Here is a 23709-nt window from a genome sequence, read left to right as displayed (position 1 = left end):
CAACATGAGCGTCGGAGAATAATGAACCTCATCGGTGAAGTCAATTTTGTGCATAAAATCTAGATATGCATACATCAAGCGATATTAGGTATATGCTCGGCGTCATGAGGGACGCTTTCCAGTGCCGAGACGTACACTTTAAAGGTATTTTTTCCATCATGCTTCGCCTGATAAAGCGCATCATCGGCTTGGGCTAACAAACCGTCTATATCCATCACCTCGGAAGTCGTCGTCACTCCTATGCTGGCAGACAAGCTTATTTCAAGTTCAGCGCGACTGTTTTGAACGGCGCGGAGCAATTCGGCCGATATTTGCTGCGCACGAGCACCGTCGCAGTAAGGCAACACGACCGCAAACTCTTCTCCTCCTAAGCGTCCGACAATACCATGGTCATCAATCACTTGTTCGAACACATCAGCACACTGAATCAATACTTTATCACCAACAGAATGGCCAAATGAGTCATTAATGGTTTTAAAGTCATCCAAGTCGATCATCAATACACTGAGAGGGAAAGCGGCAGTCTCAACGCGCCGTTTCGCTTTAGCCAAAAACGCACGTCGATTTAACAGCCCCGTTAAACTGTCTCGGGTCGCCTCACGATGAAGCTTCTCGTGGACGCGCTCCAATTTATACAAAAAGATAATCAAGGTGTTGATCACGCTGTAAGCGATGCCCGATAAAATCAGTCCCGCTTGCAATAGTGACGTACCCAGCAGCTGCGTAAACAGATCAGGATAAAAATGTGCGAACGTCGCTCTGCCTATGTAAGCCACACTGAATCCGCCCATCACCATTATAAGCCAACGCTTTAAACGCTGACCGCCGGTGTTTGTACTCCTCACAATGGTTCGCGTCATCAACGCAAGCTGCATACTGACAATTAAACTGGCGTAAACTACGCGGCTCCCGATATCATCGAGGTGTGATGCCATCAATACCACCGAGAGCACGACGGGCATCGCCAACTGCCAACGCGGTATATCGCGGGCAAAGACTTGCCCCAGCGCCCAATGGCTGCCAGAAAAGGCTACCATCACACACGCATTGTAAAAGACGATCCCCAGATAAGGGTGAAGGTGTGGTCGGGCAAATAAGAAAAGATTGCTAAACCCATGGATAAACAGAGACACCGCCCATCCATTAATCCCGGGCTCTTTACGGTTTTGCACCAACAAAAACGCGGCAAGCAACCATTGGATCGCTGTGAGCGTGATCAGTAATGTAGGTGCATCAAGTTCAAACATAAGGTGGACATTATTCAAGGCATGATTTTAATGTACCACTTTCTCAGTGGCGGCTTGGGGCAATCGATGTGCGCAATATCAATTTCTATGCGTTAACTTTTATGACAGTTTCAGTCACCAAGTGCTTATCGCAAGGGTTAACGCACAGGGGTTAGTTGCGATATAACACTTTAATGATATGCCAACCAAATTTGGTTTTTATTGGCCCAAGAGGACGCAATAATTCACCATTGAATACCGCTTTGTCGAAAGAGGGAGCCATATCGCCACGACGAAATTCGCCCAGATCACCACCGCGTTTTCCCGATGGGCATTGCGAGTATTTTTTCGCCAACGCTTGAAAGTTCGCACCTTGTTTGAGCTGAGCGAGGATTGTTGTCGCTTGCGTTTTATCTTTCACCAGTATGTGCAACGCCGCTGCTTTCTTGGCCATGATGCCACCCTACTTGCCACAAAAGCCCGCGATTATAACGAATCCAGTCATTAAAGGGGACTGAATTTTACCTCTCTGCGCCGTCCGTATGCTTACCGTGCATTCGCCACCTTCGTTGCCACTCCACTAACTGCTGGACACGTTTCTTACCACCCAATGGGTTGATAAATCGCGTCATGAGTCGCCAGTAAAAATGCAGACTGTCTCCTTTGCGTCGCGGGATCAGGTGAATATGAACATGGGGGATATGTTGCCCAGCATCGCGACCATTATTCACTACTAAGGTGTAATCACTCACATTATCCATCACGTCAAACATCCGCTTGCCGATTTGATGCGCAAATTGAAATAACTCGGTATGTTCTTGCGCAGAGAGCTGCTCAAGGTGCGAGGCGTGACTGCGGCTCACAATCAGGACATGACCTTCGGTGATGGGATAAATGTCGAGTACAGCTTTTAGTCCATTTTTCTCAGCAACCCGATAGTGTTCTACGTTATCACTATTAATCGCACAAATAATACATGCGTCATGGCTTGGCAAAGCACTCCTCCATCGCTTTTAACTGTTCAGATATCGCGCGGCGATCTAACTTCCCACTGCTGTTCATCGGCAGCTGCTGCAAAAAAACCACCGTATCAGGGACCATGTAGATGGGCAGCGCCTGTCGGCAACGCTCTAATATATCTTCTTGAGTGACACCGCGATGAGTATGGCACAGGGTGAGACCGGTACAGGTTTTTTCTCCGTACGGGTAGGGAATCACCACAAACTGATCTGAGTGCATAGATTGACGAAGCAAAGACTCAATCTCTTGCAGCTCGACGCGATATCCACGCAGTTTGACTTGATGGTCTGCGCGACCATGAAAATGAATGATTCCGCTATCGTCGTAGCTTGCCAAATCACCCGTTCTGTAGAGCCTCTGCTCTCTGCCACTTTCATCAGGTAAGCCTGTCATGAATGCAGTGCACGTGTTCTCTACATCTTGCCAATATCCATCAACCACTTGTGGACCAATCAAAGATTGTACTGTTCGGTCAGGCTGACACTTAACACATCCGGCGATTGCCACCATGTGTCGTCCTCAATTTTGTCAGGCCAATTGAAAAAGTGGAATGCATCGTTGTGTTTGTTCACAGACAACTTAGCTAAGTTGTCTGTTTTAGTTAATAACTGAGACATGATTTTTCCGTATGTTACGCGACTGATTTAAGCGTTAGCCGAAACTCGCTTGGCATAGACAGGTTTAGAGTGATCACCTAAATCTTTGATTTTGCTCTCTAAAATCACTTTATAGGGCAGATTTAAACTGAGTAAGTGATGGTAACGTTGCTCAATTTGATCTCTTTTCAGTTTCAACGTTGGGGTAAGCAGGCCGTTTTCGATGCTCCAAGGCTCTTCCACCACGATTAAGTGATCCAGCTTTTCATGCGCTTCAAGCTCTTGGTTGACCGCTATTAACGTTTCCTTAAGATCTTTTCTTACCTGAGAGGTATGCCCATGAGTGCCTTCTCCCAACACAATAAGTGCGATCGGTTGTTTTCGACCAACGCCAATCACACACACCTGTTCGATGTCCGGATTTCGTCCTAAGCTGCTTTCAATAGGTACCGGTGATACATACTTGCCTTTACCAGTCTTAAACTGCTCTTTAACCCGGCCAATGATTTTCCAAGAACCGTCAGCCTGTAGCTCTCCTTTATCTCCGGTTTTAAACCAACCATCTTCAAAGGCAGCTTGAGTCGCTACTTCGTCATTGTAGTAAGTGGTAAATACTGCATCGCCTTTAATCAATACTTCCCCTTCCGCCGATAACTTCATTTCGACACAAGGTTGCGGCGTACCAATAGTACCTAGGTGATTGAGATCAAACGGCACGTTGCTGCAAGAAAGGCCTGAGCTTTCGGTCATACCCCACCCTTCACCAATACTGATACCGATTTTGTGGAACCAAAGCAGGACTTCAGGAGAGATGGGGGCACTGCCGGATCCAAATAATACGCACTCTTGCAGACCTAAATTCTCGCGTATTTTTCTTGCCACAAGCTGACCCACAAAGGGAATTTTAAGTAGAAGTTGCAAACGATTGTTCGGCATTTTTGCCAAAATTTTTGACTGAAATTTTGTCCATAGTCTAGGTACGGAAAGAAAAGCAGTTGGACGAGCGTACTTGACGTCGTCAATGAAGGTATCGATAGATTCAGTAAAAAAGACTTCAGCAGGATTGTAGATCGAAGGTAGCTCAACCACGCAGCGCTCTGTGATGTGCGCTAAAGGTAAGTAGGACATCACACGTGTGTCATCTGGCTGAAAAAAAATTTCACTACCAGAAATGGCAGAAGATGCAACATTCAAATAACTGAGCAGAACACCTTTCGGCCGTCCGGTACTGCCAGAGGTATAGATGATAGAAAAGGTATCGCTGAGCGCAGGTTTATTGACTTCTACAAGCGGATCTAATTTTGACAACCACGCGTACCAGTCAAGCTGACAATCGACTTTGGAATTTGGCATAGCAATAGTGATCAAAGAGTCGGGTAAGGCTTGACAAAGATCTTCACTATCATCGAGTTTGCCGATGAATATAGCTTTAACACTACTGTGCTCAATCACATACTTGATATTGTCCGCACTGGCGGTTGGATAGATAGGTACGCTGATAAGCCCGGCCATCATGATTGCCAAATCGCAGATGTACCACTCTGCTGAGTTTTTAGCGATGATCGATACTTTATCACCCGCCACTAACCCGGCTTCAAGTAAACCTTTAGCTACCCTCCTGGCAGACGTATCAGCTTCTAACCAAGTATAAGTATACCATTGCCGATCAACAGGTTGATGTAACCAGACTCTATCAGGGTGTTGCCTAACGTTTATTTGCAATTGGTCCAAAGGGGTGCGGTAGTCGGTCATGAGTAATTCTTCCTTAAAAACCTGCGATTGCAGTTCCATCAATGATTTATGTGACGCTCATTAAAAGCCTAATTTATTTATCATACTGGCATTTATTTCTAGTCATGCTAAACACAGCAACCATCAAAAAGCAACATTTTGATAACATCAAGTTAACATTAATAAGTGAAATCAAAGTCCATAGGATTAGAAGTGATACGTAACTAGATGGAGTGCGTTGTGGGAAGCTCAGAACATTGTGATATACCAATCTTCCATTGAATACTCATTGACTGAGCTAGAAACGGTATTCAAACAGCGTGAAATTTACGTATCGTTCACCGTTTTGAGGAAAGGGGTTAAATGGCCGAATGAATTTTCTCACCTCTGCACTTAGTAATGCCCGATGCCTATACCAAGCAACCATCACAGATTGGTTAGTGATATAATCAAAATTGTTCAATTAACGACCATTGGTGTAGATTTTTATTTACTGTTGTCTCTATATCTTTTATTAAAAAAAAACACCATCCAATTATCTGCCGTGTTGTTACATGACCGCAACCCCCTGAATAAACCTGGTTTCCTTCAGTGAATCGCTGTTATTTTGCGCTGAGATTTTCTCTTTTGATGCAAAAACAAGATCTCAGTCACAGTGCAAACACGCCAAAATTCATCTGGCTTTAATAATTACAGCTCTGATGTTTAAGCTGTTGGGATAGTCTGTCTGGTGGCAAAAACATCGGCAGATGCTTCCACGGGTATAGGAGAGACAGGCACAAAGTGCCAACTCGTCAAGTGAGAAAAAGATCTTAATCACACTCTCGTTAACCACGAGTGAAAGCTAAACCACATATCGGAGGGACACGATGTCCATTTATAGCCATCTTAAGCAATTGACTGCGGTTTCATGCGTTGCTGCTGCGCTTGGCTTTTCAGCCCTAGCCAGCGCCGATACTTGGCGCTATGCGCACGAAGAGTATGAAGGTGACGTACAAGACGTGTATGCACACAAGTTTAAGGAATACATCGAAGATAACTCTGAACACTCTTTGCAAATCTATCGCTTCGGCGAGCTGGGTGAGTCTGATGACATCATGGAGCAAACCCAAGCCGGTATTCTTCAATTTGTTAACCAATCGCCGGGCTTTACTGGCTCATTGATCCCAGAGGCACAAATTTTCTTCATCCCTTATCTGATGCCAACCAACATGGAAACCGTGATCGAGTTCTTCCGTCAGAGCAAGGCAGTGAATGAAGATTTCCCGAAACTGTATGAAGAGCAAGGCCTTGAGCTTCTCAAAATGTACCCTGAGGGCGAAATGGTCATGACTGCCGACGAGCCTGTGACTGAGCCGGCCGATCTGAAAGGCAAGAAGATCCGCGTCATGACTAACCCACTGCTTTCATCAACCTATGAAGCCTTTGGTGCAACGCCAACGCCATTGCCATGGGGTGAAGTATATGGCGCACTCCAAACCAATATGATCCAAGGTCAAGAAAACCCGATTTTCTGGATTGAATCAGGCGGCTTGTACGAAGTATCGCCGAACCTGATCTTCACACACCACGGTTGGTTTACGACTGCCTCCATGGCAAACAAAGACTTCTTTGATGGGTTGTCGAAAGACGATCAAGCCATGATCCGTGACGCAGCTGATTATGCCTTCAATGAAACGGTGAAACATATCCGTGGCCTTGCTGAGAAGTCATTGGAGAAAATTCAGGCGTCGAGTGACGACGTGACTGTCACACGCCTGACGGATGAGCAAATCGCTAAGTTCAAAGCACGTGCCCCTCAGGTTGAAGAAACCTTCTATGAAATGACCGGCGAAAGCGGCAAAGCCCTTCTTAATCAATTTAAGAAAGATCTCGAAGCCGTTACTAACTAGTTGTCAGTTGTTCAGGCACCGCGCCTTGCGGTGCCTGTTTATTTTGAGGAATACGTAATGACCGATTCCGACTCTCTCACTTATCACTCAGAGCTTCCCGGCCTTCTTGGTAAATTGGACACCCTGATCTGCAAAATCGAGTCTTTTATGCTCGCCGCAGGCGTGCTGTTAATGGCGCTCAATACCTGCGTGAACGTTGTGGCGCGTTTTGGCTTTGGTCAAGGGCTGTTCTTTTCCGGTGAGATAAACCGCATTCTGATCATTCTGATCACGTTCGCGGGGATTGGCTATGCCGCTCGTCATGGTCGACATATTCGTATGTCTGCCCTTTACGATACCCTGCCGTTTAAGGGACGTAAGATCCTAATGATCACTATCGCGTTAGTAACTGGTTTGATTATGCTGGTTCTCGCATATTTTTCTTATCAATACATCGTTTCGGTATACGACCGAGGCCGTATTTTGCCCGCCCTCGGTTTTGAAATTTGGTGGATCTATATCTGGGTTCCCCTTGGATTTGTCATCACAGGGATCCAATACGGACTAACCGTTTATAAAAACCTAACCGCTCCAGATGTTTACCTCTCCGCCGGCGTGCTTGACGGTTACGCTGAGACTGAAAGTGAAGTTTAAATAGGCACTCTTATGGCCCTGACTTTAATGTTCATCATGATCGTCTTGCTCGTGCTTGGCTTTCCGATGATGATTCCCCTTACGGCTGCCGCCTTAACTGGTTTTTACATGATGTTTGGTGGCGTCGGTCAAATGGATACCTTTATCCAACAAGTGTTAGGCGGCATCCGCCCAGCGTCCTTGATTGCTGTGCCCATGTTTATCCTTGCTGCAGACATTATGACCCGTGGTCAATCGGCTTCACGCTTGATTGATATGGTCATGACGTTTATCGGCCATATTCGTGGCGGCTTAGCCATCAGTACGGCGACCTCGTGTACGCTGTTCGGCGCCGTTTCAGGTTCAACCCAAGCGACAGTGGTCGCAGTGGGTTCTGCTTTACGTCCTAAATTATTGCGCGCCGGATACAGCGATTCGTTCTCACTCGCGCTGATTATCAACTCGAGTGATATCGCCTTTTTGATCCCACCGAGTATCGGGATGATCATTTACGGGGTGATCTCCGAAACCTCGATTGCCGAGCTATTCATCGCTGGGATTGGCCCTGGTTTGATGATTCTGTGCTTTTTCTCTTTGTACTGCCTCTATTACGCGACGGTCAATAAAGTGCCGACTGAGCCAAAGGCCACATGGAAAGAGCGTATGCAGGCGACCCGGAAAGCACTTTGGCCACTGATGTTCCCATTAATTATTGTGGGGGGGATTTATGGCGGTGTGTTTAGTCCCACCGAGGCGGCTGCCGTGTGTGTGCTGTATGCGATGATTTTGGAGTTTGGGGTATTCCGATCATTAAGCAGTCGAGATGTCTTTACTATCGCGCGCTCAACCGGCCTTATCACTGCAGTGGTTTTCATTTTGGTGGGGGTCGGTAATGGGTTCTCTTGGATTATCTCATTTGCACAAATCCCGCAAACCATTCTAGAAGCTGTCGGGATTAGCCAAATGGGCCCTATGGGTGTCCTTGCCTCAATTTCTATCGCTTTCTTCGTCGCCTGTATGTTTGTTGACCCCATTGTAGTTATCTTGGTGTTAACGCCTATATTTGCACCTGCGATAGAAGCCACTAGTCTTGATCCTGTACATGTGGGGATAGTGATCACCTTGCAAGTCGCGATTGGTTCAGCAACACCACCCTTTGGCTGCGATATTTTTACCGCGATTGCGATTTTCAAAAAACCCTATTGGGAAGTTATCCGTGGGACAGGCCCTTTTATTGCGATGCTGCTTCTCTCCGCCGCACTGCTGGTGATGTTCCCTCAGATTGCGTTATTCCTGCGTGATATCGCGTTTGGATAACCTAACAACAGGAGTAACTGGATGTTTAAACGAATACTCGTTGCGGTTGATGGCTCTTTTTCAGCCTTGAACGCATTGGATAAAGCGCTAGAAATTCAACAACTCACCGGTGCAGAGTTGTATCTTTTGTGTGTGTTTAAGCATCACAGTTTGTTTGAGGCATCGCTATCGATGGTGCGCCCTGATCGATTACAAATCCCAGATCAAACCTTAAGCGAATACGCGCGTAACATCGTCGAGCAAGCCAAACAACATGCGCTTGAAAATGGCGGCGAAAATGTACGAGGTTTTGTAAAAGGCGGTCGCCCCTCTAAAACCATCATTAAGTTTGCCAAAAGCAAAGAGGTAGATTTGATTGTGATGGGGGCACACGGGACGCATTCAGATAAAGACGGTATGTTCCTCGGCAGTGTGTCACATCGCGTGGCTGGACGCGCCCACTGCCCCACGATGGTCGTCTAACGCCGTGATGGCTTTTGCTTCACTACACGGCAAAATCCCTTACGCTAAACAGCAAAACGCCGCTATTAACTAGCGGCGTTTTTATATGGTGCCAACTTATCAGTTATTGAATATGAAAGTAGTGGCTATTAAGCACCAAATGCACAGCGATAGAGGCGATATACCCCAACATAATGACAGGTGCCCACTTCAAATGACCAAAGAAGGTGTATTTGCCGTGCGCTTGTCCCATCAATGCCACCCCTGCGGCTGACCCCAAAGAGAGCAAGCTGCCGCCAACACCGGCCGTTAATGTCACCAGCAACCAGTTTCCGTGCGACATTTCTGGGCTCATCGTTAATACTGCGAACATCACAGGAATATTATCGACCACCGCGGATAACACCCCAACCAAGCTATTAGCCCAGATAGGATCCCACTGCAGATACATAACTTTTGAGACCATGGTGAGGTAACCAATCAAGCTGAGTCCCCCGACACACATCACGACCCCATAGAAGAAAAGCAGGGTATCCCACTCCGCGTGCGAGATGCGACGAAACACATCAAAAGGCACCACTGAGCCTAGGCGACGTAATGCCGCTTCGTCATTCTTCGCCTCCGCAATCGCACGCTTACGTGCCAATGAGCGCGGCAGGGTACGACGCAAGTAAAAGCCGAAGAACTGCAAGTACGCGAGGCCCATCATCATGCCCATCACCGGTGGGAAGTGAATAAAGCCATGGAACGCAACCGCAGTGGCAATGGTGAGTAAAAACAACACCATAATACGACGCGCGCCACGTTTAAGCTCGACGTGCTCTTGCATCACATCCGGCTGAGTCCGTGGGATAAACAGTGACATAATAAAAGCGGGGATCACATAGTTGACCACAGATGGAATGAACAAAGCTCCGAACTCAGCAAAGGTCACTTTGCCCGCCTGCCAAACCATCAGTGTGGTGATATCACCAAAGGGACTGAAGGCGCCCCCTGCGTTCGCGGCAACAACAATGTTGATACACGCGAGGTTCACAAAGCGAGGGTTGTCACCGCCGATTTTTAGCACAATCGTACACATCAATAGTGCCGTTGTGAGGTTATCCGCAATGGGAGAAATAAAGAAGGAAAGTACCCCAGTGATCCAGAATAAGGTGCGTAAATCATAGCCTTTGCTTAAAATCCACGCTTTTAAGCCATCAAATAGGCGCCTTTCTTCCATCGCGGAAATATAGGTCATCGCCACCAGCAAGAATAGCAGTAGCTCTGCATATTCAAGAAGGTTATGCTCAAGCGCTGCATGCGCGGGGGCCATGTCTCCCCATTGTGAGTACGCGTATCCGATTAGCAACCAGATTAACCCCGCCGCCAATAGCACGGGCTTTGACTTACGCAAATGAAGCTTTTCTTCTAGCATCACCAAGCTGTAAGCCACGGCAAAAATGGCTAAAGAGGCATAGCCTACCCAGTTCTGGGTTAAATCCAGTCCTTGTCCTGTCGTAGCGGCAAACGCACTCGGCGAAACTACCGCCAGTGCCGCAACCAAACGCTTCATCCTTGAGCCTCCAAGTATTGATTACCTAACTTTTCTACATTGCATAAAAAAACCGGCCTAATCGGCCGTGTTGTCTAAAACCCTATATGGATAGGGGATAAATACCTGCCAGCACCCTGTCGTGACACGATTCTCAGCCTCAAAAAAGACCTCAAACAGCGCACGCTTTTGCACTCAACCGGTTTTCATAATCGTTTATTTTGCTCATTTGCCGCGTAGCAGCACAAAAGCAAACATAATATTAACAAATGTGGCGTGAACGTCTATCTTTAAGCGAGGTGAATCGGCAAAAAAGAGATGACATTGCTTACTGTCAAGCTTAATAATATCAACTTACTAGTCGACATACGCTGTCATCGTCAGCAAAAAACGACTAAGTTTGAATAAAAAGCAAATAAATTCAATTGCTATAAAAACAAAACCCATATTTTAACTAACACACAACATCGCAATCTAACATCCTTGCTTGATCACCACCCATGGCATGCATGATGAGAAGAAGGGAGTCACTATGAAAGCACCTAAACTCGCCACATTGGCCTGCGCTGCCGCGCTGTCTGTTGGCGTCTCTGTGACGGCACTGGCAGAAACCGCGACGGTTGCGGTTTCCCAAATTGTCGAGCACCCTGCGCTTGATGCCGCGCGAAACGGTCTACTCGATGGGTTAAAAGCCAAAGGATATACGCCGGGTGAAAATCTAGATTTTAAATATCAAACAGCGCAAGGTAACCCGGCTATTGCTGTTCAAATCGCTCGTCAATATGTTGGCGAACAACCTGATGTGCTGGTTGGGATCGCGACACCTTCCGCACAAGCACTGGCAGCAGCAACCAAAGATATCCCAGTTATTTTTACCGCCGTTACCGATCCTGTGGGAGCGAAACTGGTTAAGAATATGGATGCTCCGAGTGGCAACGTAACCGGTCTGTCTGACCTCTCTCCTGTCGCTCAACACGTTGCATTGGCTAAAGAGTTACTCCCCGAGCTCACCACCATTGGGGTGGTTTACAATCCAGGGGAAGCCAATGCCGTTACCTTAGTCGAATTACTCCGTGAAGCTGCCAGTGCTCAAGGCATTAAGGTTGTGGAAGGCACAGCGCTAAAAAGTGCAGATGTTCAATCTGCTGCGCAAGTTGTGGCCACCCAAGCGGATGTGATTTATGCGCCAACCGATAATACCGTTGCCAGCGCGATCGATGGTCTTGTCGCAGCGGCTAATTCTGCTGATACCCCAGTAATTGGCGGATCGACATCGTATATCCCTAACGGCGCAGTGGTAGCGCTCGGCTTTGATTACTACTCCGTTGGTGTGCAAACGTCCGATTATGTTGCTGCGGTACTGGAAGGGAAACCCGTGTCTTCACTGCCGGCCAAAGTCGCGCTCGGCTCTGACTTAGCCGTTAATCGTGCAGCAGCCAATCGACTTGGCATCACGGTTCCCGACACGATTTTGGATCGTGCCGCGCGTATTCAAGACTAGTCAGTATCAGTCTTAGGAGTAGTGAATGACTGCCATTGCTTTTTTTGGCACCTTGGAAGTAGGCCTTATCTATGGCTTGGTCGCCTTAGGGGTTTATCTGACGTTCCGGGTGCTTGATTTTCCCGATCTTACCGTTGATGGCAGCTTCCCGATGGGCGCTGCGGTGGCGGCCACACTTATCGTCGCAGGCTACAACCCTTGGTTTGCTACCGCAGTCGCTATTCTGGCCGGTGGGATCACTGGCTTGGTGACGGCGTTTTTGACGGTGAAGTGCGGCATCCTCAATCTGCTCTCGAGCATTTTGACGATGATTGCCGCTTTTTCGATCAATATTCGTATTATGGGCCGGCCGAATATCGCCTTGTTGGGTGAGGAAACCATTCTTACCCCATTCGAACAGCTGGGTATCGCACCTGTCTATCTGCGTCCCCTCGTAGTCGGTGTTTTGGTGATTATCAGCGGTTTGTTGGTGATCCGCTTACTCGCGAGTGATTTTGGTCTCGGCCTACGCGCCACTGGGGTCAATCCTCGTATGGTTAAGGCACAGGGCGGCAGTACCGCCATGTATACCTATTTTGGCTTAGCCCTATCCAACGCCTTTGTCGGCTTTGCTGGGGCGCTATTTGCACAAACTAATAGTTTTGCCGATGTTACCTCGGGGGTCGGCACCATTGTAGTGGGCCTTGCCGCTGTGATTTTAGGCCAAACACTGATACCGGGCCGCAAAGTGTGGGTGGCTGTGGTTGCCGTTATTGTCGGTTCGATTCTCTACCGTCTCGCCGTCGCCTTTGCGCTATCCAGTGGTATGTTTGGCTTGCAAGCCTCGGACCTCAACCTGGTTACCGCCGTACTGGTCGCCGTCGCGCTTATCGCGCCTAAAATGCGTCAGCAGTATCAAAAATCAAAACGCGCCAAGCAGGCAGAGGTGTCGGAATGATTTCATTAGCCAATATTCAAGTAACCTTTAACCCCGGTACTGTGCTTGAAAATCGTGCCTTACGTGGCGTAAGTCTGACGATTCCAGAAAAAGAGTTTGTCACCATTATCGGCTCTAATGGCGCAGGCAAATCAACACTGCTCGGAGCGGTGACGGGCGAGACGCCAATGATCGGCGGAAGCGTCAATATTGATGGCGTCGACGTGACTAAGAAAGCCGTTCATGAACGCGCCACCCTCGCAGCCCGTGTGTTTCAAGATCCGCTGGCAGGCACCTGTGCCTCGCTGACCATTGAAGAAAACCTTGCACTGGCTTATCGTCGCGGTAAAGGACGTGGCTGGACACGTGCGCTCGGTGACAAGCGCCGCAAGCTCTTTCAAGAAAGGATCGCGATTTTAGGTTTAGGCCTTGAAGATAGGTTGAGCGACAGTATTGGTTTGCTCTCCGGTGGCCAACGCCAAGCGGTCAGTTTGGTCATGGCGACCTTGTCGGAAAGCAAACTCTTATTGCTGGATGAGCACACCGCCGCGCTCGACCCCCGCATGGCTGCGTTCGTGATTGATTTGACCAAAACCATCGTCAATGAGTTTAGCCTTACTGCGATGATGGTCACGCACTCCATGAAAGATGCCCTTGCCTGTGGCGACCGCACCGTGATGCTACACCAAGGAAACATTGTGCTTGATGTGCATGGCGATGAGCGCAAAAACATGGATGTGCCGCACCTGCTTGAGATGTTCAATAAAGTGCGCGGCGAGACACTGGCAGACGACAGTTTGCTTCTCAGTTAACTCACCTCCCAAGCCACAAGGCGCCCTCTCGGCGCCTTTTTTCGTGATGGCCCCATCAACAGATCTAATTTATTGGCATAGCTGTCTAACAATTAGGGGTTATGACATTTCCATGCTAGCCTAACGCCAGTATTGCCAAGGAATTAGGTATGAACGCAAAAAGTATCGCACTCGCCCTTACCGTGGTCGTTATTTGGGGCGTGAATTTCTCTGTCATCAAAGTAGGCTTACACACACTACCGCCGATTCTTTTCTCTGGGTTGCGCTTTTTAATTGTTGCTATCCCCGCGGTATTGTTTGTTCCGCGTCCTCGCGTCCCACTGTGGCAGTTATTGACCGTTGGACTCAGTCTTGGCGTGATTAAATTCAGCCTGCTCTTTGTGGCAATGGACGCCGACGCATCGGCAGGGATTGCATCTTTGCTGTTGCAAGCGCAGGTGATCTTTACCATCTTACTGAGTGCGGTGGTACTGCGCGAAGTCGTCACTCGCGCGCAAGGACTGGGGCTGTTCATTGCCCTTTCTGGGTTTGCACTTTTCTTTCTTACCACCACAGGTAGTGCCACCCTCACAGGTGTAACGATGATCGTCGCCGCGGCGTTTTTCTGGGCCATTGCCAATCTGGTGATGAAACAGATGCCAGGCGTGAATCTGATGCATTTTATGGTATGGGTGAGCTTGATCCCTCCCCTACCACTCTTCGCCCTATCCTATTTACTGGAGAGCCAACATCCGCTCCAGTTGCTGCAAGCAACACCGCTATCTGGCTGGTTATCCATCGCTTACGTCGGCTACATTTCTACCTTGGTGGCCTTTGCTTTGTGGGGCTGGCTATTAAATCAACATACCTCAGCGTCGGTCACACCGTTCGCGTTATTAATCCCTATTGTGGGAATGAGTGCCGCCTCGATAGGTCTGGGGGAGCGATTATCACCCATCGAATGGGTGGGGGCAGGATTGATCGTGGTTGGGCTAACCATTTCCGTACTGGGCGCGAGACTGTGGCGTTATCTTCGGCAGGCAAGAAAAGCATCGGCGAAAAAAGCAACGTCTGCGTCCGCTCAGTGATCGCGTTTGCCCGGCCACCATTGGTTAACTAAGCGCCCCGCTAAGGATGGCTGATAGCGCCAACAGTGATCAAACATCGCCATCAGCTCTGGATTACCATATTTAGACAGGCTCACTGCGTGAAATCGATTTTGCTGCGCTTTCAATGCATTCACTTTTTCGATCATCGCATCCGATTGTTTGGGCGCGATAAAATCAGACACCACCACCAGATCAGCGTTTTGGTAGCGGTCACCTGCCATTAAATCGAGCGCTTTATCAATCACTGGCGCCATATCGGTACCACCATGAAAACGGTATGAAAGAAAGCTCATCGCTTCTTGTAGTCCCTGTTCGCCAGTCAGCTCATAGCTAATATGGTCAGTGGAAAACAACATCACGTAGCAGTCACGATGCTCGGTAGCGGCGATACGCATTAATACATACGCCAAGGCTTTTGCACATTGTTCCGGAAAGCCACTCATGGAGCCAGAGGCATCGACCGCAATGATAAATGGGCCTTTGATCTGCTCAGGCTTAGACTGACTCGGTGCATTGGTTTCTACCTTTTGACGGCGATGCGCCTTCCCCGACAATTGATAGTTCAGTAGCTGTTTATCCACCAATTGCTTGTAAAACACCACTTCGAGCGCAGGATCTGAGAGCAGCACCGCTTCATTAGGAAGTAAGCGATCAACGCGGTCGCTTTGACAAATACCCGTAATATCATCAGGAACGTCAACTTGTCGCTCTGGCACTGTTTTTAAGGTTTCAGTCGGTTGCTGGCTGGGGCCACTGGCACTGACTTGATTCGCCATCCGTCCCAACTGCTCCGCAATCGCTTGAAGATCAGGATTTTTCTCTAAGAAAGTGACAAAACGTTTCAGTAAGGTCACGTCATGTTGAGACAAATGGCTCGCGGCCATATCCCACAACCGGCCCACTTTACTGATATCACCGGATTGATCGACGCCATCCATCGTTTGATAGGTTGCAATACGACGGTAAAGATCGTCTAAAAGCTTCTCTTTTTGCGCTTCCAAATTTTCCGACTGCAACGCGTGGATTTCTGCCTTTAAATGCGCATGCCATTTATTGCAAAAATACGATTGAAACATTGGGTCAGGATGTTCAGCCTGTTGTGCCGCCAATGATGACGCTTGCGCATGAAACGAAGAGACCGACTCCAAGTCAGCGAGGAGTGTTTGAATGTCGGAGTCAAAAGCGCGTGCCGATTTCTCTGTCGCTTGCTCATACAGCTGAATTTCTTGCTTCAGGGCCGGTGACAACCCTTGCTGCATGAGTTTGCGCTTGGTGTGACCTCGCCATCTATCGAGCTGTTTTTGTACAGCATGTTTGATCGCCGGGCTGCGCTCAGTGAGAAGCAGTAACTGGGGGTGCGACATTAACTCGGTCATTGCCGCATCAAGCAAGCCGGATTCCGCCAACATCAAGCCCATGTTTAAGCTTTCCGCGCTAAGCATCGTCCGCTCCAGTAAAAAACGTATCGAGACGCCGTAAACGGCGTGCTTGCTGTTCTAGCGTGGCCATGTGCGCTTTTACATCCCGCTCGGCATCCACCAAACTCGCGGACGCGACTTCCAGTAACGCCGGCTGGGCAAAAAGGTGCGGTAGGCCTGCATTTAGCTGACTACGGGCGCGACGAATAAGAAACTGCGCCTGATTTAATTGTTCAAGCGCTTGGTCAGTTTGCGCGTGCCAGGTGTCAAGCTGTTCAGCGTCTGGATTATTCACCCCCGCCAGTGCAACCGGCACCGCACGATTGGCAATGTCTTTGACCACCAGCATGCCCTGTGCGTCCCACTCTAACGTGAGGCGACACAAATGGGTGTTTTTGTTGACGTAGCCATAAAGATCCGTGCTGCCGGGCTTGAGCTTCTTCTCCACATCGGCCGCATCGAGGTATATCCAGCGACTATCGCCCTTTTCTTGCTCCGAGACCGACGGATTGGCAGTGAGCAGCACAAAGCGGACGAGGTCGCGACTTTGATTGACGCTAAAACGCGGGGCTTTGCTGATATCAATGGTGGGTTTTCGTAAGCTCGAACTTGCGCTGTCTTGCTGGTAAGCGAGCGCCTCGACCGTGCTTTGCTCTATGTCACGCAAGGCCACTTTCACATCATCCATTAACGCTAAGGCTTCTTGCTGATCGAACAAAATCTCAGCCGCAAACCGACGCATCACATCCTGTACCACGTCGCGCGATTCAGGGCTGTGCCAGAGACAGTCTTCGAGTAGCAATAAGTCGAGCGGTCCGACTTCATCACGTCCGTTAAAGAACGCCGCCGCCTTTAAGAGGCGCACCGCTTTTTTCCAGCGGCGATCCGACACGTATAATTCGGCTGGATTAAAGTTTGGACTTTCTTCTCCCGCCTGCTCGAGCCGCTGCTTTAAGGTATAGAGCTTGTCAAAAATCGCATCAGGCAAAGCAAGGCTAGGAATAATGCTCTGCCATTGCTGATACTCCTCATGACCAATTTTAATTTTATCTGGCACCGAGGTTTCATCTTGGCTCGGCTCAGTGAGCATCAGTTTAAAATTCTTCTTCTCTTGAATACGGTTAACAAATACGCGCAGAAGCATTCGGTCATACAAAGCATCTAGCCCACTATCAGGCTCAGGAAGTTCATTTGAGGCCGTGACGAGAAGCCGCATTGGAACTGGATAAACATGCTCGCCATTCCGAAACGTACGCTCATTGACCACCGTTAATAGCGTGTTGAGGATCGCCGGACCAGCTTTCCAAATCTCATCGAGGAACACCACATCGGCGTTGGGCAGATAGCCCTCAGTGAGACGAACATATTTACCTTCATCCTTCAGCGCTTGAATGGATAACGGCCCAAAAACTTCTTCAGGGGTGGAGAAGCGGGTCATCAAATATTCAAAGAACTGACTGTTTTCAAACGCATCGATTAGGCGTTTGGCAATAAAACTCTTAGCGATGCCCGGTGGCCCCAACAAAAACACACTTTCGCCAGCAAGCGCGGCGAGCAAACACATTTTGATCGTATGTTCACGTTCATAGACACCACTGGACAGGGCATCAATGAGTTGAGAAATGCGCTCAGGCAATAGCGCACGACGGCTGACGGTGGCGAGGTTTTGAGACAAGTGACACTCCCGCATTCTGATTCGGTTTCAGTCTGAGCGGCCTCTCGCGGTGATAAGGCGGCTTCCTGCTTCTACATAAAGCATGGCAAGTCCATCCAAGGCTGCCATCAATACGCTGAACAAGCGCACAATAAATAAACTAATGTGTAAGTAAATTTTAAGTAATGTATGGATATATCATTGATGCAGATATCAAATAGTGACACAGATCACCTTAAAGTCAATATTGTGTAGTCGCTCGAAGAAGCTGATGGTTAAAGCATCAGGAACGCTTTGATCTTGTTAACTCAGCATGGTTTTGGCTCACGTTGTCACTGGAATGACACATCATTGTCATAGAATCCGTTGCCTCTTTATCGCAACAGGACGTTAACCCATGTTTAAACACACACTTTTTTCTTTCCTCTTCCTTTGCATCAGCCAACTCGCGATCGCCGCGCCATCAGTCACTATCACGGGTTCAACGTCTGTGAGCCATGTGATGGAAGTGATTGCCGAGCGCTATCAGCGCGACCATGATGTGGTCATTCAGGTACAAGGAACAGGCTCGGCCGCGGGTATTGCTGCAGTCAAACAAGGGATTGCACCCATGGGCATGAGTTCGCGGTATTTAAAACAAGAAGAAATTGCTCCCGATCTCACCACCGATATTCTGGCCTATGATGGCATTGCCTTGGTGGTTCATCCCAGCAATCCCGTCACGGCCCTGACCCAAGCGCAAATTCGGAAGATCTATTTGGGGGAGATTAAAAACTGGCAAGCACTCGGGGGAGCAGATCGTGAAATCGCCGCGGTGTCTCGTGAGTCAGCCTCGGGATCGCGCTTTTCGTTTGAAACCTTACTAGACCTGACCAAGGTCGTGAAAGGTGAGACAGTGTCGGGAGTGAGTCCGCGCTTAATGGTGGTGAATAGCAATAGCATGGTGAAAACCCTAGTCGCCAAGAACCCTCATGCTATCGGCTATGTCTCGCTAGGCTCGGTCGATGCAGGCATCAAGCCGCTATCGGTGGATGGTCAAGCACCAACCTTGGCCGCCATCGCTGATGGGCGCTATAAGTTGGCGCGCCCTTTTGTGATCTTGCGCAAAACCGCGCCACTGTCATCCGCCGCTAACGGCTTTTATGATTACTTGCTTTCTGAGCAAGGCCAGCAAGCGTTTGCCAATGCCGGCTATGTCGCGAGTCAGTCGCAACACATGGCACTGACAACGCCCTGAGCGGGCAATTAGGCCGTACTGGCTTCCTTAGTCACCGGCCATGCTTTGTGGCTACCCCACTCTGTCCATGACCCATCGTAGACAGCAACCGGGTAGCCAAAGTAATGCTCGGCCACTGCGGCGAGAATGCAAGCCGTCACGCCAGACCCACAACTTGCAACATTAAGGCGTGTATCACTGAGTAGCGGAAGCACAAGGCGTCTGGCTTCTGTTTGATCAATCACGAAGCCTTGTTGGTCAGTAAGACTAGCAAATGGTAAGTTCTTTGCGCCCGGCATATGCCCTGCGCGCACACCGTCTCTTGGCTCTGGCACCGTCCCGTTAAACCGTGCCGCTGGACGGACATCAATCACATTCACAGCCGCCAGTTTTGCCGCCAGTGTTTCTCCATCTATATAGCGATAAGGTTTGAAGCTCGACACATACGTTGCTTCGACGCGGGGTTTCGCGGCCGACTCTTCCAAAGGCCCATCTTGTGCCAGCCAAGCCGGCAATCCACCATCTAAAATAAAGACATTTTCATGACCCATGACTTTACACATCCACCACACACGGGCGGCAGAAAACAGGCCTTGGGTATCATAGACCACCAAGGTATCTTGTGGCGCGATGCCGAGTTTGCCCATGTGTCTCGCAAATTCCTCAGTACTGGGTAACATATGAGGTAACGTCGATTGGGTATCTTTAATAGCGCCATCAAAGTCAAAGAATATGGCACCCGGCAAACGGCGCTGCTGCCACTCCTGATAGCTATCGCGCGCCACGTCGGGCATAAACCAACTGGCGTCTACGGGGACAACCGACTCTAATCGCGACGTTAACCACTGCGCACTGACAAACACTGACATCTTGACGATCCCTTTTCATTATTGATGGAGGCCTTACTCATGTTTCACTCGATACTGACGAGCGTGACATAGAGTAACACTCAGTTTTTCTTCATACTGATTCTGTCGCCATTAAGATGCAAGCCAATGAGGACGTTAATGACATCGCTGCCCCTAATTCGTCGAACCGCTTTAGCCTTGCTCGTGCTTCCCTCACTCGGCCAAGCAGCAGGGTTTGGCGTAACGATCGAAAATGACAGCCCACTCGGCGAAGATAATCAATATACCAGTGGCGTATATGCCCATTGGCACAGTGACTGGTCTGACGATGTCACCACCACATCGGTGGCGCCGATACGTTGGTTTGCAGAGCAACTGCCTTTAAACCCAGAGGCCCGTCAAGCTTGGAGTCTAGACATCGGCCAGATGATGTGGACACCGAATGACATCACCTTCACCACACCGCAACCTAACGAGCGTCCCTACGCGGGGCTGATTTTTATCGAGCCGGGTGTGTATCAGCAAACGCCTGAACGTGTCGATAAATGGTCGGTATTGTTTGGCATCGTAGGGCCTGCTTCTTTGACCGAACAAGGGCAATCTTACGTGCACAAGCTTATCGACTCACCGGATCCCAAAGGATGGGACTATCAGGTGCGAAATACGCCGGTGGCACAGTTTGCCTACGAACGCCACCAGCTTCTTCATCGGAGCGAATACCAAGAGTGGGGCGTATCTGGTCGCGCAGATATTGGTAACTTTCGCAGTGAAGTATCCGCCGGGCTCAGCTATCGCATCGGGCTAGACTTAGCGAATTCCTATGGTGGGATCAGTTTTGAGCCCGGTCGCCACCTTGACAGCCGAATGTTTGATGCCAGCACCCAAGGCGCGTTTTTTTACACCGCTGTGCAAGGTCGATACCGCGCCAATGACATCACCATTAATGGCGATAAGCCCCCTGAAAACGCAGATATTGATATGACCCATTGGCAAGCCAGTGCCGCGGCCGGTTTCGCTTATTACCAACCGCGCTGGGGCACTGACGTGAGCGTTGCGCTGCACAGTAAAGACTATCAACAAGCGACTGACGACACCTACAGCTATGTGTCATGGACAGTCCACTATCGTTATTAACGGTTAACTGGCAGAGGCTTCTACGGCTTGTTTCACCACAGGTCGTGCGCCGCGATCAGACCATTTCATCCATACCAAGGAAGCAAGGATCAACCCAATACCGACCCACTGCATGGGCTGAAGTGTCTCATTAACCCACAAGACCCCGAGGGTGACAGCAGTCAGTGGGTTCAAAAACATAATGATCGACTGGCGATTGGGGCCTAACACGGTAATCGAGCGTATATAAGCCCAGTAACCTACCGCGGTATTCAACACAATTACCCAGATCAAACCCGGAACGGCATGGAGGCTGATAGCCTGTGGCGGTCCTGCTAGTAACCACGCAAACGGGATTAACATCACGCCACCAATCACCAACTGCCACGCAGTTAAACCAAAGATATCTTTGGCCTCCCAGCGCTTCATCCACAAGGTCGACTGCGCGACAAAAACGGTGGCGGCCAACATCGCCCCTGCACCAATCCAATCTATGTCGGTAGAAGGGTTAAGGAGTAGCCCCACCCCAGCCAAACCGAGCAGTGCCAACATCAACATCTTTAACTGAGGGCGTTTCCCTTCTGTTAACCACTGCAACAACATCAATACGAGCGGTAAGGTCGCTCCTAATGTCCCAGCAACCGCACCCGGTAAACGATAAGCAGCCACAAATAACAACAAAAAGAACGCTGCGATATTAAAAAAGCTCACCGCGAGCATGCGTGGCACGCTCAACGGTAAGCCGCGACGACTAATCAATAGCATCAGCAAGCCTGCTGGCAATGCGCGCCACACAGCCATCCAATAAGGAGACAGATCCGCCAAGAATAGTGCCACAGCGGAGTAAGTGCTCCCCCAAAAAATCGGTGCCAATACCGCAATCAAATAATGCATACCTTGCCCTCACTTATCTTGATGTGAAGATATATTAGTGATCAAGTTGATTTATATCAAGTATCTTTATGTGATGATAATAACTTGTGCGATGGGCCTCGGCGAAGAAAAAACCGTCCTGCTACGCTTATTACTTCGTGAAAACAAAAGGATAGTGTGATGATTAATACAGAAAATGCTGTCGTCATTCTGATTGACGTACAAGGAAAACTGGCGCAGAAAGTGGTAAATAGCGATGCGCTACACCAAAAGACCGCGCAACTGCTACGCGCCTGTCAGCATTTTGACGTGCCCGTTATTTGGATGGAGCAATTGCCAGATAAACTCGGCCCAACTTCTCCATCGCTCGCCGCGCTGTTGCCCGAGAACACCCCCATCGCTAAGCAAACTTTCAGCGCTTACGCCCACCCCGAAGTGCAGCAAAAACTAACAACGCTCAACCGTAAACAAGTGATTTTATGTGGCATCGAAACGCACATTTGTGTCTACCAAACCGCTTGCGACCTCCTTCGTGCTCATTATCATGTTCACGTGGCAGTCGACGCGACGTCTTCGTGCCATGCCAATCACTATCAAGTAGGCCTGAGCATGATGCAACAACATGGTGCATGGATAACCGTGGTTGAGTCTTTGTTATTCGAGTGGCAACAACAAGCCGGTGGCGACGACTTCAAACGCTTTTTATCGTTGATCAAATAAGCGCAGGTCGGCGCCATGACACACCGCCTAAATATTTACCACTGCAAGCCCTGCAGATGATACAGCGTGATCTATCTAGTACTCTTCCCCCTAACAATTTGGTTAGTGGTCTAATATTATTGGGAATGCGTGTAAAAGAAGAAAGGAAGCACTATGTACAAGCGAATCATTGCCGCCAGCCTGTTAGCGGTAGGCGCACTGCCCGTGAATGCGGATGATCACACCTGCGGCAAAGTAACCATTGCCGATATGAATTGGAACTCTGCAAGCTTAATTGCCAATATCGACCGTTTTATTCTCGAGCATGGTTACGGATGTGATGCAGAGCTGGTGCCGGGTGACACCATGCCGACCGGTACCTCGATGGTCGAAAAAGGAGAGCCCGATATTGCGCCGGAATTTTGGAGCAACTCAATGCGTGAAGGACTGCAACGTGGTATCGACGAGGGCCGGATTCGCTATGCAGGCAAAGCCTTGATTAATGGCGGTGAAGAAGGATTCTGGGTGCCGCAATATCTCGTCGATGACTACCCTGAGCTGAAAACCATTTCGGGGATTAAGGCGAATGCCAAACTATTTACTCACCCTGAAGACCCCTCTAAATCTGCATTCTATGGCTGCCCCGCCGGCTGGAATTGCCAGATCACGTCAACCAACCTCTTTCGCGCCCTCAACCTTGCCGATAGCGGCTTTGAAATGGTTGACCCGGGCTCTGGCGCTGGCTTAGCCGGCTCAATCGCCAAAGCTTATGAACGTAAAGAGCCTTGGTTCGGGTATTACTGGGCGCCCACGGCCGTGCTCGGCAAATATGACATGGTCAAAATAGACTTTGAATCCGGCACCGATATTGATCACTACAAACAATGTGTGACCGCGAATGACTGTCTCAACCCAAGGGTCACTATGTATCCCGCGGCTGATGTTGATACCGTGATCACCGAACGATTCGCAAAGCGTGCACCAGACGCCGTGGCTTATCTCGAAACACGAGGCTTTACTAACGACCAAATGAATACACTGCTTGCCTGGATGGAAGAAAATCAGGCCGATGGCGAATATGCCATGACACACTTTTTAATTGAGCACCCTGAGATCTGGACATCATGGGTGTCCGATGATGTCGCCGATAAAATCAACAATGCACTTTAACCTCACTCAGCGCAGTCTTTGGCTGCGCTGCG

At 49.2% G+C, this 23709-nt stretch carries 22 protein-coding genes; 12 read left to right on the top strand and 10 right to left on the bottom strand.

What is annotated here, in order from left to right; all coding sequences use genetic code 11:
• Positions 1 to 74 precede the first annotated feature (74 nt).
• The 5 genes from BZG82_RS02330 to BZG82_RS02310 all read right to left on the bottom strand — a co-directional run bounded on the left by BZG82_RS02330 (position 75) and on the right by BZG82_RS02310 (position 4633).
• Positions 75 to 1247, bottom strand: a complete 1173-nt coding sequence (locus BZG82_RS02330) for a GGDEF domain-containing protein (protein ID WP_077765067.1) — start codon at positions 1245 to 1247, stop codon at positions 75 to 77.
• A gap of 151 nt (positions 1248 to 1398) precedes the next feature.
• Positions 1399 to 1680, bottom strand: coding sequence for a peptidylprolyl isomerase PpiC (gene ppiC / locus BZG82_RS02325; protein WP_069588393.1), 282 nt, complete (start codon positions 1678 to 1680; stop codon positions 1399 to 1401).
• Positions 1681 to 1747: 67 nt separating this feature from the next.
• On the bottom strand, positions 1748 to 2221 hold the full coding sequence (locus tag BZG82_RS02320; RefSeq protein WP_077480476.1) for an HIT family protein: 474 nt from the start codon (positions 2219 to 2221) through the stop codon (positions 1748 to 1750).
• Positions 2208 to 2756 carry an AMP-binding enzyme gene (locus tag BZG82_RS02315; RefSeq protein WP_077480478.1) on the bottom strand — a complete coding sequence of 183 codons (549 nt, stop codon included), beginning with the start codon at positions 2754 to 2756 and terminating at the stop codon, positions 2208 to 2210. The genes BZG82_RS02320 and BZG82_RS02315 overlap by 14 nt, the downstream gene beginning before the upstream one ends.
• Before the next feature lie 134 nt (positions 2757 to 2890).
• Positions 2891 to 4633: an AMP-binding protein gene (locus BZG82_RS02310; protein ID WP_241837339.1), complete on the bottom strand. Its 1743-nt coding sequence runs from the start codon at positions 4631 to 4633 to the stop codon at positions 2891 to 2893.
• An 809-nt stretch (positions 4634 to 5442) separates the two neighbouring features.
• Between BZG82_RS02310 and BZG82_RS02305 the strand changes: the two genes are divergently transcribed.
• Genes BZG82_RS02305 through BZG82_RS02290 form a run of 4 tightly spaced genes read left to right on the top strand, consistent with a single transcriptional unit; the run spans position 5443 to position 8856 of the window.
• A complete protein-coding gene (locus BZG82_RS02305) occupies positions 5443 to 6465 on the top strand; it encodes a TRAP transporter substrate-binding protein (protein ID WP_069588397.1) in 1023 nt (340 codons plus the stop codon).
• Positions 6466 to 6522: 57 nt separating this feature from the next.
• A complete protein-coding gene (locus BZG82_RS02300; protein ID WP_069588399.1) occupies positions 6523 to 7098 on the top strand; it encodes a TRAP transporter small permease in 576 nt (191 codons plus the stop codon).
• A 12-nt stretch (positions 7099 to 7110) separates the two neighbouring features.
• On the top strand, positions 7111 to 8394 hold the full coding sequence (locus BZG82_RS02295) for a TRAP transporter large permease (protein ID WP_069588401.1): 1284 nt from the start codon (positions 7111 to 7113) through the stop codon (positions 8392 to 8394).
• A 21-nt stretch (positions 8395 to 8415) separates the two neighbouring features.
• Entirely contained in the window at positions 8416 to 8856 is a 441-nt protein-coding gene (locus BZG82_RS02290) for a universal stress protein (protein WP_077457664.1), read from the top strand.
• 103 nt (positions 8857 to 8959) lie between these two features.
• Here BZG82_RS02290 and nhaD read toward each other — a convergent pair whose 3' ends face one another.
• Complete coding sequence (gene nhaD, locus BZG82_RS02285; protein WP_077765066.1) at positions 8960 to 10390, bottom strand: sodium:proton antiporter NhaD; 1431 nt, start codon at positions 10388 to 10390, stop codon at positions 8960 to 8962.
• 511 nt (positions 10391 to 10901) lie between these two features.
• On the opposite strand from nhaD, the gene BZG82_RS02280 reads away from it, so the two are divergent.
• The 4 genes from BZG82_RS02280 to BZG82_RS02265 all read left to right on the top strand — a co-directional run bounded on the left by BZG82_RS02280 (position 10902) and on the right by BZG82_RS02265 (position 14665).
• Complete coding sequence (locus tag BZG82_RS02280; RefSeq protein ID WP_077481197.1) at positions 10902 to 11870, top strand: ABC transporter substrate binding protein; 969 nt, start codon at positions 10902 to 10904, stop codon at positions 11868 to 11870.
• Between the two features lie 25 nt (positions 11871 to 11895).
• Positions 11896 to 12807 carry an ABC transporter permease gene (locus BZG82_RS02275; RefSeq protein WP_077765065.1) on the top strand — a complete coding sequence of 304 codons (912 nt, stop codon included), beginning with the start codon at positions 11896 to 11898 and terminating at the stop codon, positions 12805 to 12807.
• Positions 12804 to 13598, top strand: a complete 795-nt coding sequence (locus tag BZG82_RS02270; RefSeq protein ID WP_077676189.1) for an ABC transporter ATP-binding protein — start codon at positions 12804 to 12806, stop codon at positions 13596 to 13598. Before BZG82_RS02275 ends, BZG82_RS02270 begins: the two co-directional genes overlap by 4 nt.
• A gap of 149 nt (positions 13599 to 13747) precedes the next feature.
• A complete protein-coding gene (locus BZG82_RS02265) occupies positions 13748 to 14665 on the top strand; it encodes an EamA family transporter (protein ID WP_077765064.1) in 918 nt (305 codons plus the stop codon).
• Here BZG82_RS02265 and viaA read toward each other — a convergent pair.
• Together viaA and BZG82_RS02255 are read right to left on the bottom strand one after the other, a co-directional pair.
• A complete protein-coding gene (gene viaA, locus BZG82_RS02260; RefSeq protein ID WP_077765063.1) occupies positions 14659 to 16128 on the bottom strand; it encodes an ATPase RavA stimulator ViaA in 1470 nt (489 codons plus the stop codon). The genes BZG82_RS02265 and viaA overlap by 7 nt on opposite strands.
• On the bottom strand, positions 16121 to 17794 hold the full coding sequence (locus BZG82_RS02255) for an AAA family ATPase (protein WP_108742943.1): 1674 nt from the start codon (positions 17792 to 17794) through the stop codon (positions 16121 to 16123). The genes viaA and BZG82_RS02255 overlap by 8 nt, the downstream gene beginning before the upstream one ends.
• Before the next feature lie 361 nt (positions 17795 to 18155).
• Here BZG82_RS02255 and BZG82_RS02250 point away from each other — a divergent pair, with 361 nt between their 5' ends.
• On the top strand, positions 18156 to 18995 hold the full coding sequence (locus BZG82_RS02250; RefSeq protein WP_077662519.1) for a phosphate ABC transporter substrate-binding protein: 840 nt from the start codon (positions 18156 to 18158) through the stop codon (positions 18993 to 18995).
• Between the two features lie 8 nt (positions 18996 to 19003).
• Here BZG82_RS02250 and BZG82_RS02245 read toward each other — a convergent pair whose 3' ends face one another.
• Positions 19004 to 19843 (bottom strand): sulfurtransferase, encoded by an 840-nt coding sequence (locus tag BZG82_RS02245; RefSeq protein WP_077765061.1) that lies wholly within the window; start codon positions 19841 to 19843, stop codon positions 19004 to 19006.
• Between the two features lie 138 nt (positions 19844 to 19981).
• Here BZG82_RS02245 and BZG82_RS02240 point away from each other — a divergent pair, with 138 nt between their 5' ends.
• Positions 19982 to 20956 carry a lipid A deacylase LpxR family protein gene (locus BZG82_RS02240; protein ID WP_158011491.1) on the top strand — a complete coding sequence of 325 codons (975 nt, stop codon included), beginning with the start codon at positions 19982 to 19984 and terminating at the stop codon, positions 20954 to 20956.
• A 3-nt stretch (positions 20957 to 20959) separates the two neighbouring features.
• Here the strand turns inward: BZG82_RS02240 and BZG82_RS02235 are convergent, their stop codons facing one another.
• A complete protein-coding gene (locus BZG82_RS02235) occupies positions 20960 to 21829 on the bottom strand; it encodes a DMT family transporter (protein WP_077765060.1) in 870 nt (289 codons plus the stop codon).
• A gap of 159 nt (positions 21830 to 21988) precedes the next feature.
• Here BZG82_RS02235 and BZG82_RS02230 point away from each other — a divergent pair, with 159 nt between their 5' ends.
• On the top strand, positions 21989 to 22528 hold the full coding sequence (locus BZG82_RS02230; protein WP_077765059.1) for an isochorismatase family protein: 540 nt from the start codon (positions 21989 to 21991) through the stop codon (positions 22526 to 22528).
• A gap of 153 nt (positions 22529 to 22681) precedes the next feature.
• A complete protein-coding gene (locus tag BZG82_RS02225; RefSeq protein WP_077482031.1) occupies positions 22682 to 23677 on the top strand; it encodes an ABC transporter substrate-binding protein in 996 nt (331 codons plus the stop codon).
• The last annotated feature ends 32 nt before the right edge of the window (positions 23678 to 23709 follow it).

It is taken from the genome of Salinivibrio sp. PR5, from assembly GCF_001996085.1.
Taxonomy (GTDB): Bacteria; Pseudomonadota; Gammaproteobacteria; order Enterobacterales; family Vibrionaceae; genus Salinivibrio; species Salinivibrio proteolyticus.
The sequence above is the reverse complement of the archived record's forward strand: the minus strand, read 5'-3'. Positions and strand labels throughout refer to the sequence as shown.